10 protein-coding genes and 1 pseudogene are annotated in these 15,677 nt (G+C 50.2%); 5 read left to right on the forward strand and 6 right to left on the reverse strand.

Annotated elements, in window-relative coordinates; genetic code table 11:
* Positions 1 to 21: 21 nt before the first annotated feature.
* From CWI71_RS05940 to CWI71_RS05950, 3 genes are read left to right on the forward strand one after another with little or no spacing between them, the layout of a single operon-like run.
* The gene (locus tag CWI71_RS05940; protein ID WP_241967643.1) at positions 22 to 1,038 is read left to right on the forward strand and encodes an FAD:protein FMN transferase; all 1,017 of its coding nucleotides are present in this window, start codon (positions 22 to 24) and stop codon (positions 1,036 to 1,038) included.
* 14 nt (positions 1,039 to 1,052) lie between these two features.
* Complete coding sequence (nqrM, locus tag CWI71_RS05945) at positions 1,053 to 1,265, forward strand: (Na+)-NQR maturation NqrM (RefSeq protein WP_126754353.1); 213 nt, start codon at positions 1,053 to 1,055, stop codon at positions 1,263 to 1,265.
* 31 nt (positions 1,266 to 1,296) lie between these two features.
* The gene (locus CWI71_RS05950) at positions 1,297 to 3,417 is read left to right on the forward strand and encodes an aminotransferase class V-fold PLP-dependent enzyme (RefSeq protein WP_126754354.1); all 2,121 of its coding nucleotides are present in this window, start codon (positions 1,297 to 1,299) and stop codon (positions 3,415 to 3,417) included.
* Here CWI71_RS05950 and CWI71_RS05955 read toward each other — a convergent pair.
* The 5 genes from CWI71_RS05955 to CWI71_RS05975 form a co-directional block, all read right to left on the reverse strand.
* The gene (locus CWI71_RS05955; RefSeq protein WP_126754355.1) at positions 3,414 to 4,409 is read right to left on the reverse strand and encodes a WD40/YVTN/BNR-like repeat-containing protein; all 996 of its coding nucleotides are present in this window, start codon (positions 4,407 to 4,409) and stop codon (positions 3,414 to 3,416) included. The genes CWI71_RS05950 and CWI71_RS05955 overlap by 4 nt on opposite strands.
* 63 nt (positions 4,410 to 4,472) lie before the next feature.
* Positions 4,473 to 6,707 (reverse strand): heavy metal translocating P-type ATPase, encoded by a 2,235-nt coding sequence (locus tag CWI71_RS05960; protein WP_126754356.1) that lies wholly within the window; start codon positions 6,705 to 6,707, stop codon positions 4,473 to 4,475.
* 11 nt (positions 6,708 to 6,718) lie between these two features.
* On the reverse strand, positions 6,719 to 7,006 hold the full coding sequence (locus tag CWI71_RS05965; protein WP_126754357.1) for a metal-sensitive transcriptional regulator: 288 nt from the start codon (positions 7,004 to 7,006) through the stop codon (positions 6,719 to 6,721).
* 120 nt (positions 7,007 to 7,126) lie between these two features.
* The gene (locus tag CWI71_RS05970; RefSeq protein ID WP_126754358.1) at positions 7,127 to 7,864 is read right to left on the reverse strand and encodes an endonuclease/exonuclease/phosphatase family protein; all 738 of its coding nucleotides are present in this window, start codon (positions 7,862 to 7,864) and stop codon (positions 7,127 to 7,129) included.
* 144 nt (positions 7,865 to 8,008) lie between these two features.
* Complete coding sequence (locus tag CWI71_RS05975) at positions 8,009 to 10,105, reverse strand: TonB-dependent receptor (protein WP_126754359.1); 2,097 nt, start codon at positions 10,103 to 10,105, stop codon at positions 8,009 to 8,011.
* 425 nt (positions 10,106 to 10,530) lie between these two features.
* Here CWI71_RS05975 and CWI71_RS05980 point away from each other — a divergent pair.
* Both CWI71_RS05980 and CWI71_RS05985 read left to right on the forward strand, forming a co-directional pair.
* A pseudogene (locus tag CWI71_RS05980) lies at positions 10,531 to 11,180 on the forward strand (integrase core domain-containing protein); the annotation flags it as partial.
* Positions 11,181 to 11,470: 290 nt separating this feature from the next.
* Positions 11,471 to 14,407, forward strand: a complete 2,937-nt coding sequence (locus CWI71_RS05985) for a TonB-dependent receptor domain-containing protein (RefSeq protein WP_126754360.1) — start codon at positions 11,471 to 11,473, stop codon at positions 14,405 to 14,407.
* 179 nt (positions 14,408 to 14,586) lie between these two features.
* Here CWI71_RS05985 and CWI71_RS05990 read toward each other — a convergent pair.
* Positions 14,587 to 15,677, reverse strand: a protein-coding gene (locus tag CWI71_RS05990; RefSeq protein WP_198678738.1) for an IS3 family transposase whose coding sequence is annotated in 2 segments (ribosomal slippage) — positions 14,587 to 15,428 and positions 15,428 to 15,677 — 1,092 coding nt in all. Because the reading frame shifts where the segments join, the coding sequence is not laid out codon by codon here.

Genomic DNA, 15,677 nt, shown 5'->3' on the forward strand with positions numbered 1-15,677 from the left:
AAGTAACTGGTGGTTTAGCAAGTGAATAACTCATCATTACGTCTGTTTTGGCTAGCCCTGATAGGGCTAGCCTTTTTCGTTTCTTGCACCCATGCACCACAGCAAATTGCGGTGTCGGGTGAGACCATGGGCACGACGTACCATATTCGCTATGTTTCGGCGAATCCGCGCCATGAATCGGCGAAGGTGCAGGAGCGTGTGGATGCGGTACTGGCGCAGATCAACAGCCAGATGTCGACCTACGATCCGACCTCGGAGCTGTCACGGTTTAACAGCCGCATGACCACCGAGCCTGTCGTGGTGTCGCGTTCGCTGGAGCAGGTGGTGCGTCGTGCACTGGAAATTGCCGAGGAAACCGACGGTTTGCTGGACGTGACCGTAGGGCCTTTGGTCAATCTATGGAGCTTTGGCCCAAAACAGCGGCCCGAGAAAGTTCCCGATGCAATGGAATTGCAGGCGGTGAAAGCTGTGACTGGCTACCAGCACCTGAATGTTGAAAATCACCAGTTGCAAAAAGAGATCCCAGAGCTATACGTCGACCTGTCGACGATTGCTAAAGGCTATGCAGTTGATCGCGTGGCGCGTCTGCTGGAGCAGATGGAAATTCAGAATTACCTGGTGGAAATTGGTGGCGAGATGCGTCTCAAAGGTAACAAGCCGGGTAACCAACCCTGGCGTATCGCTATTGAGAAGCCTGACAGCAGTCAACGTGCTGCGCAACGGATTATAGAACCCGGGAATATGGCGGTGGCTACCTCAGGCGATTACCGTAACTACTTTGAAGAAGATGGGGTGCGCTATTCACACATTATTGACCCCCGCACCGGGCGTCCTATTCAACATAACCTGGTATCAGTGACGGTGTTGGCTGACACCTGTATGGATGCTGACGCTTATGCAACCGCGTTAACCGTTATGGGCCCCGAGCAGGCTTTGGTGTTTGCTGAGCAAAAGCGTCTGGCGGTGTTACTCATTGTACGTGAAAATGGCATGTTTAAAGAGTACACTAGTACCGCGTTCAAACCTTATTTGCAGTAACTCAGGAGGTACGCATGGGTTTATTTTTAGTTGTTTTTGCTTTCTTTTTGCTGGTGGTACTTGCCATGTCGGTCGGGTTTATCATGCAAAAGAAATCCATCTCCGGTAGTTGCGGCGGTATCTCTAATTTAGGTATGGAAAAAGCCTGTGACTGCGACGAGCCATGCGATGATAAAAAAGCACGTATGGCCAAAGAAGAAGAGTGGCAGAAGAACCGCATTCATTAATCTCTGATACCAACAGCGAGCAGTTGTCATCATGGTCACGCCTGTACATATTCGCCCGAAAGCCGACGAAATTTACCTTGACTGCAATGCGACAACGCCTGTCTTACGCCAGATAGCCCATGCGGTATCGCACACCATGGAACAGGTGTTCGGTAACCCCAGCAGCAGCCATATTACCGGCTTACAGGCACGTTATATTCTGGATAATACCCGTCGTCTGGGCCGTGAAGTGATTGGTGCAGGCAGCGGGCATCTGGTATTCACCAGTGGCGCCACTGAAGGCATTCAAACCGCAGTATTATCGGCTCTGAGCCATGCGCGCAAACGCAGCGACGCCGGTGAAATTGATTTGCAGGACACAGTGCTGCTTTACGGTGCGACTGAACACAAGGCGGTCCCGCAAGCGCTGGCCCACTGGAATACCCTGCTCGGCATTGGTGCCCGACTGGTAGCGGTGCCCGTTGATCAGAACGGCCTGCTGGACCTCGATGTATTAAGTCACCACCTGCCTCGTGCGCTGATGGTCTGTACTATGGCGGTCAATAATGAAACCGGTGTACGTCAGGATCTGACCACCTTAGAGCGCGTGATCCGCCAGGCTGCACCAGAAGTGCCCTGGATGGTAGATTGCGTGCAGTTGCTGGGCAAAGGCAATCTAAATCTTGCCGCCAGCAGTATCGATTATGCGCCGTTCAGTGGACATAAACTGTATGGACCGAAAGGTATCGGTTTCTTGTATGTACGTGAGCAGCGGCCGTTCACGCCGCTGATTATTGGCGGTGGCCAGGAGCAGGGCTTACGCTCGGGAACCGAGAATCTACCCGGCATTGCTGCATTGCATACCCTGTTCGAATTGCTGTTAGACGAAAAGCAGCAGGTATTTAAACCAGTCTCGACCCTCAACCGTTATCGCGAGCAGCTGCTTGCCGCTTTGCGTTCAGCTTTTCCAAGCCTGGAGCTGAATCATGCGCTGGAATATTCCGTACCGACGACCTTAAATTTCTCAGTACGTGGCATGGCATCGCGCGACATTATGGACGTATTTGATGCCGCCAATATACGGGTAAGCTCCGGCTCAGCCTGTAGTTCAAAAGTCACCCGCAGCTTTGTACTTGACGCCATGGGCATCGAAGACTGGCGCTCACAGTCTGCGATTCGCTTGTCCTTTGGTCCGGCGACCGAGCAGGCAACCGTTGATGTTGCCTGCCAGCGAATTAAAGAAGCCGCGCAGGCGCTACGCCATTCTTGTCTGCTACTAAGTGATACCAATGAAGACTTTGACAGTGAACTGGATGGCGTTGTGCAGTTGCGCTTTGACGCGCAGTGCTGTTACCTGATCATTGACCGCGCTGCCCGTGAGTTGGCGGTGATCGATCCGATACCGCAACTTGCCGAACGCATTGAAAAACTGGTGGCCTGTCAGCATTACCGCGTGAAAGCAATCCTGACCACGGAGCAGCAGGGGCCGGAGAGTACCGCCGCGATGCTGGCCCAGTTACTCTGTGCCAGCGGTTGTGACGCTGCGCGGGACAATGTGGGCTGGCCGTTGACTGCAACGGCGGATTGCAGTACCCCAGTGGAATGTCAGCTTGCGACCGAAGGGTGCTTGCTGGTCGGCAACCGTCGCTTGTATCGCGTCGGCAGCCGCCAACCCATTTATCTGTTGAGCTCACCGATTGCGCCGCATACCGAAGCCCATGTTGATTTTGCTTTCATTGGCGAACAAGCATCACCACAGTTACTGAATGCCGCCGCAGCAGAGCACACCGTGTTATGCCCGAAATGGGACGAGTCATTTACCATCGCTACACGGCTACAGGAGCTCAATGATATGCCTTGCGGCTGTCAGTTGGTCGACATTGGTCCGGAGCAGCAGCAAGAGTGGTTACGTCGCCCGGAAACCCTGGTACTTGACGTGCGTGAACAGCAGGAACATCAGGTCACTCCGCTTGACCTGCCGGCACAAGTGGTGAACGTGCCACTGACGCGACTGATTCAGTTTATTTATGATCATCGCGAGGAGTTCGCTGACCGGCCAGTGGTATGTTTATGTCGCTCAGGGAACCGCAGCGCAGTCGCAGCGCAAGTGCTGAGCCGATTTGGCTTTTGTAATGTCAGCCACCTGGCCGGTGGCATGGCCTTATTAGGTTAGTTCGTCTCAGTAGGCGGGGTCGCAAAGCGCCCCGCGTAGCCGTCCTTTCCAACCAGATAGCAATAGTCACTGTTACAAGCGCTATTCCAGATATTTTCTTCACTAAAAACCTGCCAGTTGCTACTGGTTAACGAGGGCAGATAAGCAGCGCCGCTCGGGTTGGTGACGATCAGCCCCTGCTTTGCAGTCAGACTCAGACTGTAGAGTGCGCCTTTCAGCGGCGGCTCAGGCAAGGTACGGAAGTCGCCGTCTTTATACTCGGCAATGCGCGGCCGCCGCTCGGGGTGATTTAGATCCCCACCCACCATGAGTGCATGTTTTTCAGAAAACGGCCAGACACTGGCGATGCCGGCACTGGGCCCTGCGACGATAGGGGTGTCGATAGCCTTAAAGCGAATACCGAAGCTGCGCTTAAGTAATAGTCGGGCGGTTCCGGCATTGGCGGTGCCCATGGCCCAGACATTATTATTGAAGCGCACGCAGCCGCCACTGGCAGCAAGCCCACCTTCACCACCTAAGGGGGGACTATCGATGGCGCTGCGAGACGGTAGCCAGTTGCGTCCGTCCGGTGTGCGCACCAGGTCCCACTGGCCGTCAATGGAGTCACCATAGACCCAAGCTTCATTTGACTTAGGCGCCACGGCCAGACAGTTGAGAAACTGATTACCACCAGCGCGGTAGCGTAACTGCCAGTTATCGCCACCATCGTTGGTGTAGTAAATACGCGAGTCACCACCATTGCCGATGCTGAGTGCGTAGGCGTGCTGGTCGTCAAGCGCTTCGATATCGCGGAACTGTAGATCAGAAGAGGTCGGCTGACTGTATTGCCAGGTGGTACCGCCGTCAACGCTGCGGCCGATTGTCGCTTTACTACCGCTTACCCAGACCACCTCGGGACTTGGTGTGCTGACCCCAATCCAGTTCACGTCCGGACGGGTGGCGAGTACTTGCAAATCGATGGCCACGGCAAATAAGGCACTGCTGACAATCATAATATTTCCGTCTTACTTAAGTGTTCGTTCTACGATAAACCAAGCAGCGGACAACGACAACGCTTATTCACGGTTCAGTTGTACCCGTTGTAAGCGCAGCGCGTTTACCACGACGGATACCGAGCTTAGCGCCATCGCACCGCCAGCGAGCCAGGGGGCGAGCAAGCCGGAGGCGGCAATGGGAATGCCTATGATGTTATACGCGAAGGCCCAGAATAAGTTTTGGCGGATATTTTTCAGGGTGAGTTCGCTCATGCGAATAGCCTGCACCAGACTGTTCAAGTCAGCGCGCATCAGCGCAATGTCCGCTGTTTCAATTGCGACATCAGTGCCTGTGCCCATGGCAATACCAATATCCGCGACTGCCAGTGCCGGAGCGTCATTGACACCATCGCCGACCATCGCCACGTTGTGACCTTGTTGCTGCAACTTTTTCACATGCTCAGCTTTGTCTTCCGGCAACACCTCGGCAATGGCTTCGTCCAACCCTAACTGCTTGGCAATGGCGTTCGCCGTGCGGGAGTTATCGCCAGTCAGCATAATGAGCTTTAAGCCGCGCTGACGCAGTGCCTGCAACGCCGGACGGGCGCTTTCGCGCAGGGTGTCAGCCACAGCGACATACGCCTGTAGCTCACCCTTAACGGCAATGGCCATGACTGTTTTGCCCTCTTGCTGCAAGCGGCTGAAACCCTGCTGGGCGGCGTCGTCTACGGTAATTGTCTGTTCCTGCATGAGACGCAAATTGCCGATAACCAGCTGCTTTTCCTGCTCGCCGCTGCTCACTGTTGCGCTGACGCCCTTACCTTGATGTGCGTTGAATGCTGAGACTTTCACTGTCGGGGTGGATTCTTGTTGATAATCCTCCAGCCCTGCGACAATGGCCTGAGCGAGTGGGTGTTCAGACTGTTTTTCGACTGCCGCGATCAGCTGCGCGAGCTCGGCTTGTGGCAACGCTTCGCCGACCCTGACAAAGTCAGTCAGTTTCGGCTTGCCTTCGGTCAAGGTTCCGGTCTTATCAAACACAATGGTGTCGACCGCCTGGGTCCGCTCCAGGATGGCACTTTGCTTGAATAATATTCCCGCCTGCGCGGCACGTCCTGAACCTGCCATGATGGAGGTAGGGGTTGCCAGACCCAGAGCACACGGGCAAGCGATCACCAGCACGGCAACGGTCGCTTCGACCGCAGAACGCCAGTCGCCCGGGGCCAGATAAAAGAGCCAGGTGAGCAGTGTGATAACGGCAATGACCAGCACCACAGGTACAAAAATGCTTGAGACCTTATCGGCGAGCCTTTGAATAGGCGCTTTCGAATTTTGCGCCTGCTCAACAATTTGCACGATTTTCGCCAATGCGGTTTCGGCACCCACTTGTTGTACTTTTACCCGAATGAAGCCGGTGGTGTTCAGTGTACCGCCATATACCTTGTCACCACTAGTCTTCGTGACCGGCATACTTTCGCCGGTGAGCATCGACTCATCCACTGCGGTGTCTCCGCTGATCACTTCGCCGTCGGTGGGTACATTCTGTCCGGGCCTCACATGTACAATGTCGCCCACTTGCAGCTCTGCCAGAGGCACTTCTTCAGTGGTGTCGGCGGCGGTTTCACGTAGCGCATGCCGCGGCTGCAGTTCCAGCAACTGTTTAATGGCGCTGGATGAGCGGCCCTTGGCACGTGCCTCAAACCATTTGCCTAACAGAATAAGCGTAATCAGTACCGCACTGGTTTCGAAATAGAGCCCCTCATGGGGGTTATAATCAGGCGCAAACCAGGCCAGATAAATACTGTAAAAGTAGGCTGCAGAGGTGCCCAGAGCAACCAGAACGTCCATGTTGGCAGCACCATTACGCAGCGCATGATAACTGCCGCGATAAAATTGCCAGCCAATAATAAACTGTACCGGCGTTGCGAGTGCCAGTTGAAACCACGGCGACATCAAGAGATCGGGCACCGGAATGCCGCGGGTCCAGCTAAAGTGACCGACCATGCTGTAGAGCAAAGGCAACGACAGTAGCGCCGCTGCCAGAAAGCGATAGAACTGCTGGCGTTGGGCCAGATCGCGCTTGCTATCATCCGGCTTGGTGTGATCAAGCACTTGGGCGTTATAGCCAGCACCTTGAACTGCTTCTACCAATACCTTGGCGTTGAGATTCTGTCCCTTCACCGCGGCAACTTCAGAGGCAAAGTTAACATTCACCTCAGTCACGCCGTTCACTTCATGCAGCGCCCGCTCAATACTTTTCGCGCACCCCGCACAACTCATACCGGTAAGCTGTAACTGGACATTTTCGGTGGTCATACTCAGGCTCCTCAGCGCTTTAACAAGCGTTCAATGGTGGTATCGAGCTCCTGAAGCACCGTATCGTCGCCTTCCAGCAGGCGGCTTTTGACACAGGTCTGCATGTGCTGACTTAGCAACTTCTTTGCTACGCCATTCAGCGCTGACTGCACCGATGAAAGTTGCATCAGTACATCATCGCAGTAGCTGTCGCTCGCAATCATTTTTTGCAATCCGCGCACCTGGCCTTCGATACGGCTCAGACGTTGCTGCAGATTTTGCTTCAGTTCATCAGGGTGGGGCGTAACGGTGGTTTTCATAAAGTGCTCCGAAGAAAGTAAAAAGCAGTCTAAAGGGTATACCCCGTACCCCTATTTGTCAATGGCCGGAAATTCACCTGCATAGTGGCACACTATGCCAAAATACCATCAAGTCAGAGGCTACAGCGTAAATCGCGCATAAAGCGGGTTGTGATCCGACACCGTACTGGTGTCGATCGCTGATGCTTCCTGAAGCGAAAGGTCGCGGTAGAAAATAAAGTCGAGCGGGTGTTGCCGGTAGGTTTTGATATGATGCGGGTCAACCATAATGGCTTGTCGGAGCCCCACGTTGCGACAAAATTGCATTAAGTGCAAGCGGCGCTGACGACTCCACACATTAAAATCGCCAGCTACAATGAGTGGCCCTTTGTGCTCCAATAACTCTTCTTTGATAATTTCAATTTCCCGAAAAAATTGCTTAGCACGAACAAAGTTGACTGCGTGTACATTGGCTACCAGTAATGAGTCGCCGTCGGCCAGAGAGTGATACGAGAGCATGTAACTTTTATGGGTGGCGAACATTCCTTCGCGCTTTTTGCTAAGTCGTGGTTGAGCGCTTGAAAAAGCGTACTGGCTTGCGGTGAGCACACCATAAATAAAGCGGCGGGTTTGCATATTCGGCGCCACAGCATAAGACCAGTGAGGAATTTGCCAGTTACCTTTCGTACTAAGCTTCGCCTCCTGGAGTAATAAAAATAAACTAGGGAAATCCTCTAAGATGCGTGCCAGAGCAAGCTGAAATCGAATTGTCTCGGTAAGCTTCTGAGTATTCCAGCATAGCACGCCAAATTCTTCACCATGAACAATAGGTTGCTCATGTATGAACTGCTGAGGAACTACGACCTTAGGTTTAAGCACATTCCCGCCTTTTAAAATCTCGCATTCTTACCACGCTACAATCTCAGGTCTTAGTTTAGTGTATAAGATGGAGTTCGGCATAGGTCATAAAAAAGGGCCGAGTCATTATTCGACTCGGCCCTTGTAAGCTACTGCATAGGTGGGTTAAAACGTTCCGATTAAAGAGACCGTTGCGTTGAACGGTGCACCCACAGTGGCCTGGTGAGTAGAGTGAGCGTTCGGGAAGTAAAGCTCGTCGGTCAGGTTCTCAATATTTACCTGTACCCGCATAGTGTCAGAGATTTGATAGAAAGCAGAAGCATCAATGCGTGTGTAACTTGGCAAGGTTGCGGAATTACTGTTGTTGATAAAGCTTTCATCTTGATAGGTGGCACCTAGCCCGAGGCCGAAGCTCTCGCTAACTTGGTAGGTGTTCCAAACCGAGAAAGTGCTCTCAGGCAATTCACGCGGTGTTCGGCCAGTTGGACCCATACGGCTCATGATCTCGCCATCCAGGTTGCTGTAGTTGGCCGTGAACTGCCAATCGCGAGTAAGTTCACCTTTAAACTGAAGCTCGAAACCGCTAATTTCGGAGTCGATGACGTCCAGCGTCGACGGGTCGTTATCCGCGACCTGAGGCGAGCTTTGTTCGTTTTCAAAAACCGCTGCCGTGAAACTCATACGCGGCGCTAAGTCCCATTTCACGCCAATTTCGCGGTTACTAAATGTATTGGGGTCAAGCTTGTCTTTCTCGTCATTAATATCCGTATACTGTTCACCACTGCGCGGCAAAAATGAACGGCTGTAGCTTGCATACAGTGAGATATTTTCCATCGGCTTATAAATGATTCCAGCCCGCGGAGAAACTTCACTGTCGGTGCGGCTACGGGTTTCTAATACTGCTGGATCGGCGTTATAAACTTCAATATCGAACTGATCAAAGCGTGCTCCAAGTACGAGGTCAAAGTGCTCAGACAGCGCGATTTCATCTTGAATATAAAGCGAGAAAACTTTTAAGTTGACGCGCGTGTCATCATTTAAATCGCTGAAGCTAACGGTAAAGTCATCACCGCTCGCATTTACACCGGTCATTCCGTTCAGGGCGATTGGGCGCTGAACTGTAAATAATTCGCGGTCGGAACCAGTGGTGCTGAATACTGGGTTGAAACGATTCTGATCAGAATCCGTAGAAATAAATTCTGTCCCTACAATAAGGGTATGGCCGATACTGCCGGTCTCAAATTCGCCAACAATGTTACCTGAGAGGATCAAGTTATCGCGAACGGTCGCATCAATGTAGCCGTCGAGTTCTACGACGTTGTTCTCAGGGTCGTAATCGCTCGCATAAAAGTTTGAATAGACCTTGTCATAATCGCCATAGAAGGCACTGAAATTACCCTTCACCGAATCGCTAAACTTATGTTCTGCTGCGGCACGGAAAATGTATGCTTCAAGGTCGGTATAGTTGTTTTCCGGATCGGCAAATACGATATCTTCAAAGGCTTCAACCGGGCGTCCATCGTTACCTGTCGGAATACCGCGGTCGATAAAGCGGTGATGATTTACATACTCATAAGAAACGTCAAGGGTGGTTTCATCGCTTAGTTCAAAGCGCGCGGTAGGGTTGAATCCGTAACGCTCACCGTCGTAAAAATCGCGATGACCTTCGAGGCGTTCGTACATTGCGTTAATGCGAACCGCTGAGTTTGGGCTGGTCGTGACGTTCGTGTCGATGGCGGTATTCAAGCCACCAAAAGAATTAAATGACGCTGTATAATCGGTAAACTCACCGCCAATGTCGGCTTTTTTCGAGACTCGATTTAAGATACCGCCGGTGCCGCCACGACCAAACAATAAAGCATTCGGGCCGCGCAGAATTTCTACCTGTTCAATGTTGTAGAGCGGACGATAGTACTGTACATCGTCACGGTTGCCATCAAGGTAAAAGTCGGCGGTGGAGCGAACGCCACGGAAGACTACCGCGTCGCGATGGCCTTCACCCTGAGAGGTGTTTACACCTGGCGTGTAGTCAATAATCTCACCGACACTGGTGAAACCGCGCGCAGTAATCTCTTCTGCGGTAACAATTGTGAGACTTTGTGGCACATCAATAATTGGAGTAGGAGTCTTCACTGAGTTCGACTCACTTACCGATAAATGTTGGCCCTTTACCTCGATTCGCTCAATTTTTTCATCGTTCTGAGCAATTGCTGTTTGGCTTAATAAGATCGCTGCGGCGATGGTCGTAAGTCGGAATTTCACGTTGTGGATCTCCATGTGTACCGAATTAAAGTTTTTTTGGGAGCTTCTGTTCAGAGTCGTACAGCAAACTAACTCTTACTGAATCGAGACGTATGGTAATGCGAATCATTCGTATATGCAATCGTTTGTCGTAAAAACACTGCAACTCGACGCAGCGTGCCATTTGACTTACTGACATAAAAGAACGCATCGAAAAGTCGTTATTTTCAGGTGCAAGAAAGCACGCCTAATGGATACTTCATAATGAAGCATCGGGAAGGAGGCGCGAGCCATTTATGGCTCTCGATCTTCGAATCTGCGGCCTATGCTTCCAGAGGGCAGCCAAGGGGACGGTAGTAAATTTTTGAGGCTAGTTCGGTAAGGTTTTAACGTTTTTTGCTTGATTTTAGAACAGCGGGTACTGGGAAGATTTGGTAAAATTACTAAAACCCGCTGGACGTATTAAGTTTAAAGGGTATTCGTTTAATCACAAACGTATTTATAGGGTGTACTGCCGCATGGGATTGAACCTAAAGCGTCGCGTGGAGCGAGTGCTACCTAAACGCCAAGCACAGCCGTTAGAAGTCACTGACCAGTCTAATCACCAGTGGGCGCTCGACTTTATGCATGACACTCTTTATTGCGGTAAGCGTTACCGGACATTAAACGTGCTTGATGAAGGCACACGAGAATGCTTGGCGATTGAAGTAGATACATCGTTGCCAACAGAGCGGGTTGTTCGCACGCGAGAACAGTTGAAGACAGAGCGAGGGCTACCGATGCAACTTCGAGTTGATAACGGGCCAGAGCTAATATCAGCGCGCTTAACTGACTTGTGCGAAGAGCATATATTGAACTCGTTTATATCCGACCCGGAAAGCCACAACAAGGTGGCTTCGTTGAGCGATTTAACGGCTCGTTCCGGCGTGAGTTTTTGAATGCATATTTGTTCGAATTACTCACTCAAGTCCGAGAAATGGCTTAGTCCTGGCGGTTGGGTTATAACGGAGAAAGAACCCATGAAAGCCTCGGCAATTTACCGCCAGTGGCTTACCGGCAAAAACTGGAAAGCTTTAGTTTAGAGCTGTGTCATTAATGGGGAAGTGGACAAAACTACTCCGATTTTTTCGGGACTTTCTCTTACTAAGATAATGGTTTGTGAAAAAATAAAAATAAGTCAAGGTTGATGTTCCTGAAGCTAACCTAAGATATTAGCTTTACAACTTCATCATTGCGCGCTGTTAAAAAACATTGAAGCTCCATTGAAAGCATGGTACTCATTATTTGTGCGGTTTCTAGGCTATGCCGCACTAGAAAGTTATTTATGGTTACATTTAGTTGTGATTATACAACTTAAAAATAATTAGAAACACAGGGAGTTTGACCATGCAAAAACAGTCGTTATTGAGTCGTTCAATTAGAACGATTCTCTTCGCTGGTGTTAGCTCAGCATTTTTCGCTGTGCCTGCATTCGCGCAAGATCAACAACAAGAAAGTGCAGACGAGCTAGAGCTTGTAGAAGAACGCATTCAAAAGGAAGGCATAGACGATAAGGAAGCTGCGGAGCGCATCCAGGTTACCGGTTCGCGGATTGCTCGTCCTGAACTGTCGCAAGCGACTCCAATATTGGTGATTGGAGAAGATGAGATTGAGCGCGCTGGCACACCCGATCTAGGCTCGATATTAGCAGAATTACCAGCAATTGGTGCTACCGATACGGTGATTGGTAACCGTGGTTCGAATTTTAGCGCCGGTGTGAGTTCTGCTGACTTACGTCGCCTGGGTGCAGCTCGTACCCTTGTATTAGTTAACGGCAAACGTCACGTGGCAGGCCAGCCGGGCTCTTCGCAGGTTGACTTGTCCAGCATTCCGTCAAGTTTGATTCAGCGTGTTGAAGTTGTTACTGGCGGTGCCTCTGCTATTTATGGTTCTGACGCCGTATCAGGCGTTGTGAACGTTATTTTGAAAGACAATTACGAAGGCTTGGAACTGAGTGCAACGGGCTCAACTTCAACTGAAGGAGTTGGTGCTGGATCACACCAGTTCACCATTCTTGGTGGTGGTGATTTCATGAACGGTCGCGGTAACGCAACTTTCTTCATGACACAGACCCGTTTGGAAGAAACCCTTGAAAATGACATTCGCCAGTTTGAACGCTGGGGTACAGTTTTAAACCCCGATAACACCGGTCGCTTGGATGGTATACCAGATCGGTTGTTTGTCAGGAACGTGGGTTCAGAAATGATTAACCGATTCGGTGTGATTAATCCGTTTGGTAGTGGCACGCGTTATACGTTTGGTGCCAATGGTGACCCTATTCTTCAACAGAACCGAGATCTTACCAATAGCTTTGCGTTTGGTAACTTCCCAGGCGGTTGCGATACCTGTTTCTTCGGTCAGGATTATGTCAACTACCAGCCGGAATTGCGTCGTGAAACCATTGGATCAACTTTTAATTTCAGCCTCACCGATTCAGCCGAGCTATATGGTGACTTCAAGTATTCCCGCGCAGATATTTCACAGCAGTTCCAGCCATCATTCCGTTTCGGTAACATCTTCATTGATGTAGCAAATAATGCATTTCTCGATGAAGGTTTACGGCAGGAGTTGCTAGCCAACGGCCAATCATTCGTCCGTATGGCGAAATTTTTTGATGAATGGGGCAACCGTTCGGCGGATAATGAGCGTCAAACCTTCCGCGTTGTCTCAGGTGTGAAAGGTGACGTCGGTATTGGTTCTTCCGTAGTGGACTACGATCTATATTACTCATATGGTGAAACCTCGAACGTTCGTAACACACTGAACTCCATTATTCCCGGCAATTTTGCAGCAGCGGTTAATTCAGTAATTGATCCTACAACCGGTGAGGCCGTTTGTGCTGATCCGTCGCAAGCTAGTGTAAATCCAGAGGACTGCGTAGCGTATAATCCCTTCGGGTTCCGTCAGGCGTCTCAGGAAGCTATCGACTATGTTTCAGCTGACGTTACCCGCACTGACACTATCACACAGGAGTACGTCGGGGCGTCTTTCGTAACAGATTCTCGCGGTTTAGTGGAGCTACCGGGAGGCTATATCGGCGTTGCGTTTGGCTTTGAATACCGTGAAGAAACGTCTGAAACTATTACAGATGAGTTCACTCGTCGCGGCTTGACAGCTAACGCAGCAACTCCAAATGAATTCGGGAGCTATGACGTAAGTGAAGCTTTCGTCGAGGTTAATTTACCAATTCTTGCTGATGTTGCATTTGCTAAAGAATTAAGCGTAGATGCCGCGTTCCGTAAGGCTGACTACTCTCATGCTGGTAGTGTAGATGCGTGGAAAGTTGGTGCTATATATAGTCCATTTGAAGACATTCGCTTCCGTGGTACCGTGGGGAAAGCGGTGCGGGCGCCAAATATTGCTGAAGCTTTTAGTCCTAGATCACCAGGGTTTGCACAAGTATCGGACCCATGTGACGCAGACAACATCAACCAGAACCCAAACCGCGCGGCAAACTGTGCAGCCCTGGGGGTCCCTGAAGGCTTCCAAGCAAATGATAATGTTAGTATTCAGCTGATTTCAGGTGGTAACCCTGATTTGGATCCGGAGGAATCAGACTCCATAACGCTTGGTATGGTTTATACACCGTCGTATATCGAAAATTTCTCAGTTACAGTGGATTTGTATGACATTGAGATTTCAGATGCTATTACCTTTATTCAAGCGCAAACTGTGGTTAACAACTGTGTAGATGCTGTAGGTGGCCCGTCTGATACCTTCTGTGACCAAGTTAGTCGTGATCCTTCGACCAATGATATTACGTTGGTGGAATCTGGGTATCTGAATGCTTCGGGATTGAACACCAGAGGTGTTGAAGTTGATATTAATTACTGGACCGATTTGGCGCGCTTTGATCTTCCGGGTAGACTGCAAACCAACCTGTTCATTAACCACTTGCTCGAGCTGGAGTTTTTCGAATTTCAAACCCAGCCTGATTTAAATAATGATGAACGTGGTGAAGTTGGTGACCCTGAATGGCAGGCCCGCTTCTCTTTGACTTACCGGTTAGACGATTTGCGAGCTAACTGGTCAGCTCGTTATATCGATCGTTCCGCATTATTTGATGTAACGGAAAGGTTAGAGGCATATGAAAACGTATCACCTAACTATGTTGGTTCTATCGTAACTCATGACTTGTCAGCGGATTATCACATTAGCGACAACTTTAGCATTAATGCTGGTATCCGTAACGTATTCGACCAAACTCCTCCCGGATATGTTGGCAATCCGTTATATGACCTGGTTGGCCGTCGCTTCTTCGCCGGTATAAAATACATGTTTTAAGAAAGTGATTCCCTGGAAAGTATAAAGCCCTCTTCGCGAGGGCTTTTTTTTAATTCTTTCACACGGTGCGACGCAGAAGGTGACGTCTCCCCCAAGAATAGAACCATGACATCGATGAGATTTCCATAAAATTGACAGGCCCCGATTATTAGAGCCACTCGAGGAATGAATTGAGCTGTTCAATTTTCAATGGATGCCACGAACTGCAAGGGTGGCAGGTTATTTAAAGCCCGGTGAGGTCGACTCTTGTTATAGTCATCCCGCCAAGCTTCGATTTTTAATTTAGCATCGGTTAGCGATTCGAACCAGTGACAGTTAAGGCATTCATCACGAAAGCTGCCGTTCAGTGACTCGATATAGGCATTGTCGGTTGGCTTACCAGGACGCGAGAACGCTAGCGTTACCTTGTTGGTATACGCCCAAAGGTCGGTCATTTGTCCTGCAAATTCGCTGCCATTATCGCAATGAATACGGTTTGGTGCGCCTCGTTCTCGACAAAGTCGCGTTAATGTCGCGACCACATTCTCGGAACGTAAACGAGCGCCAATATCAGCTGCTAAACACTCCCGTGTAAAGGTATCAACAACTGTCAGAATACGAAACTTGTTCCCGGTAGAAAGCTGGTCGGCAACGAAGTCCATCGCCCAAGCCTCATTCGGTCTTGTACTTGGCACATAATCACGTTTTCGATGTGCCCCACTAACGTTGCGCCGCGGCCGTTTTGGGCGTAACTGAAGACCTTCTAGACAGTACAGGCGATGAACACGTTTTTTATTCACGTGAATACCTTTGCGTTTTAACATCACATGAATACGCTTGTAACCGTATCGCACGCGGGCTCTGGCTATCGCTACAATCTTCTGGCGAAGTGCTTCCTGTGGCTCTGAACGTGGCTTGTAACGACAGGCCGTACGGCTTAGACCTGTTAACGCACATGCTCTTCGTTCACTGATACTGTAAAGACTCATTAAATGGCGCACCGCCTTACGACGCTGCGGTACGCTCACCACTTTCGGGTATTAAGATCTTGCAACATAACTTTATCGGGGGTTAGATCGGCAACAATCCGTTTGAGTTTCTCATTCTCTTCTCGTAGCTGCTTGAGCTCACGAACTTGGTCAGACTCAAGCCCAGAGTATTTCTTCTTCCAAGCGTAGAAAGTGCCCTCGGCAATCCCCATTTTGCGAGCGATTTCGGCAATAGACAACCCAGCTTCGTGCTGTTTGATAGCAGAAACGATCTGCTCAACAGAAAAACGTTTTGATTTCAT

It is taken from the genome of Pseudidiomarina insulisalsae (assembly GCF_003987065.1).
Lineage (GTDB): Bacteria > Pseudomonadota > Gammaproteobacteria > Enterobacterales > Alteromonadaceae > Pseudidiomarina > Pseudidiomarina insulisalsae.

Excerpts from the sequence above, each read along its gene's own strand:
- nqrM (WP_126754353.1), top strand. The coding sequence starts at position 1,053 with ATGGGTTTATTTTTAGTTGTTTTTGCTTTCTTTTTGCTGGTGGTACTT.
- CWI71_RS05950 (WP_126754354.1), top strand. The coding sequence starts at position 1,297 with ATGGTCACGCCTGTACATATTCGCCCGAAAGCCGACGAAATTTACCTT.
- CWI71_RS05955 (WP_126754355.1), bottom strand. The coding sequence starts at position 4,409 with ATGATTGTCAGCAGTGCCTTATTTGCCGTGGCCATCGATTTGCAAGTA.
- CWI71_RS05960 (WP_126754356.1), bottom strand. The coding sequence starts at position 6,707 with ATGACCACCGAAAATGTCCAGTTACAGCTTACCGGTATGAGTTGTGCG.
- CWI71_RS05965 (WP_126754357.1), bottom strand. The coding sequence starts at position 7,006 with ATGAAAACCACCGTTACGCCCCACCCTGATGAACTGAAGCAAAATCTG.
- CWI71_RS05985 (WP_126754360.1), top strand. The coding sequence starts at position 11,471 with ATGCAAAAACAGTCGTTATTGAGTCGTTCAATTAGAACGATTCTCTTC.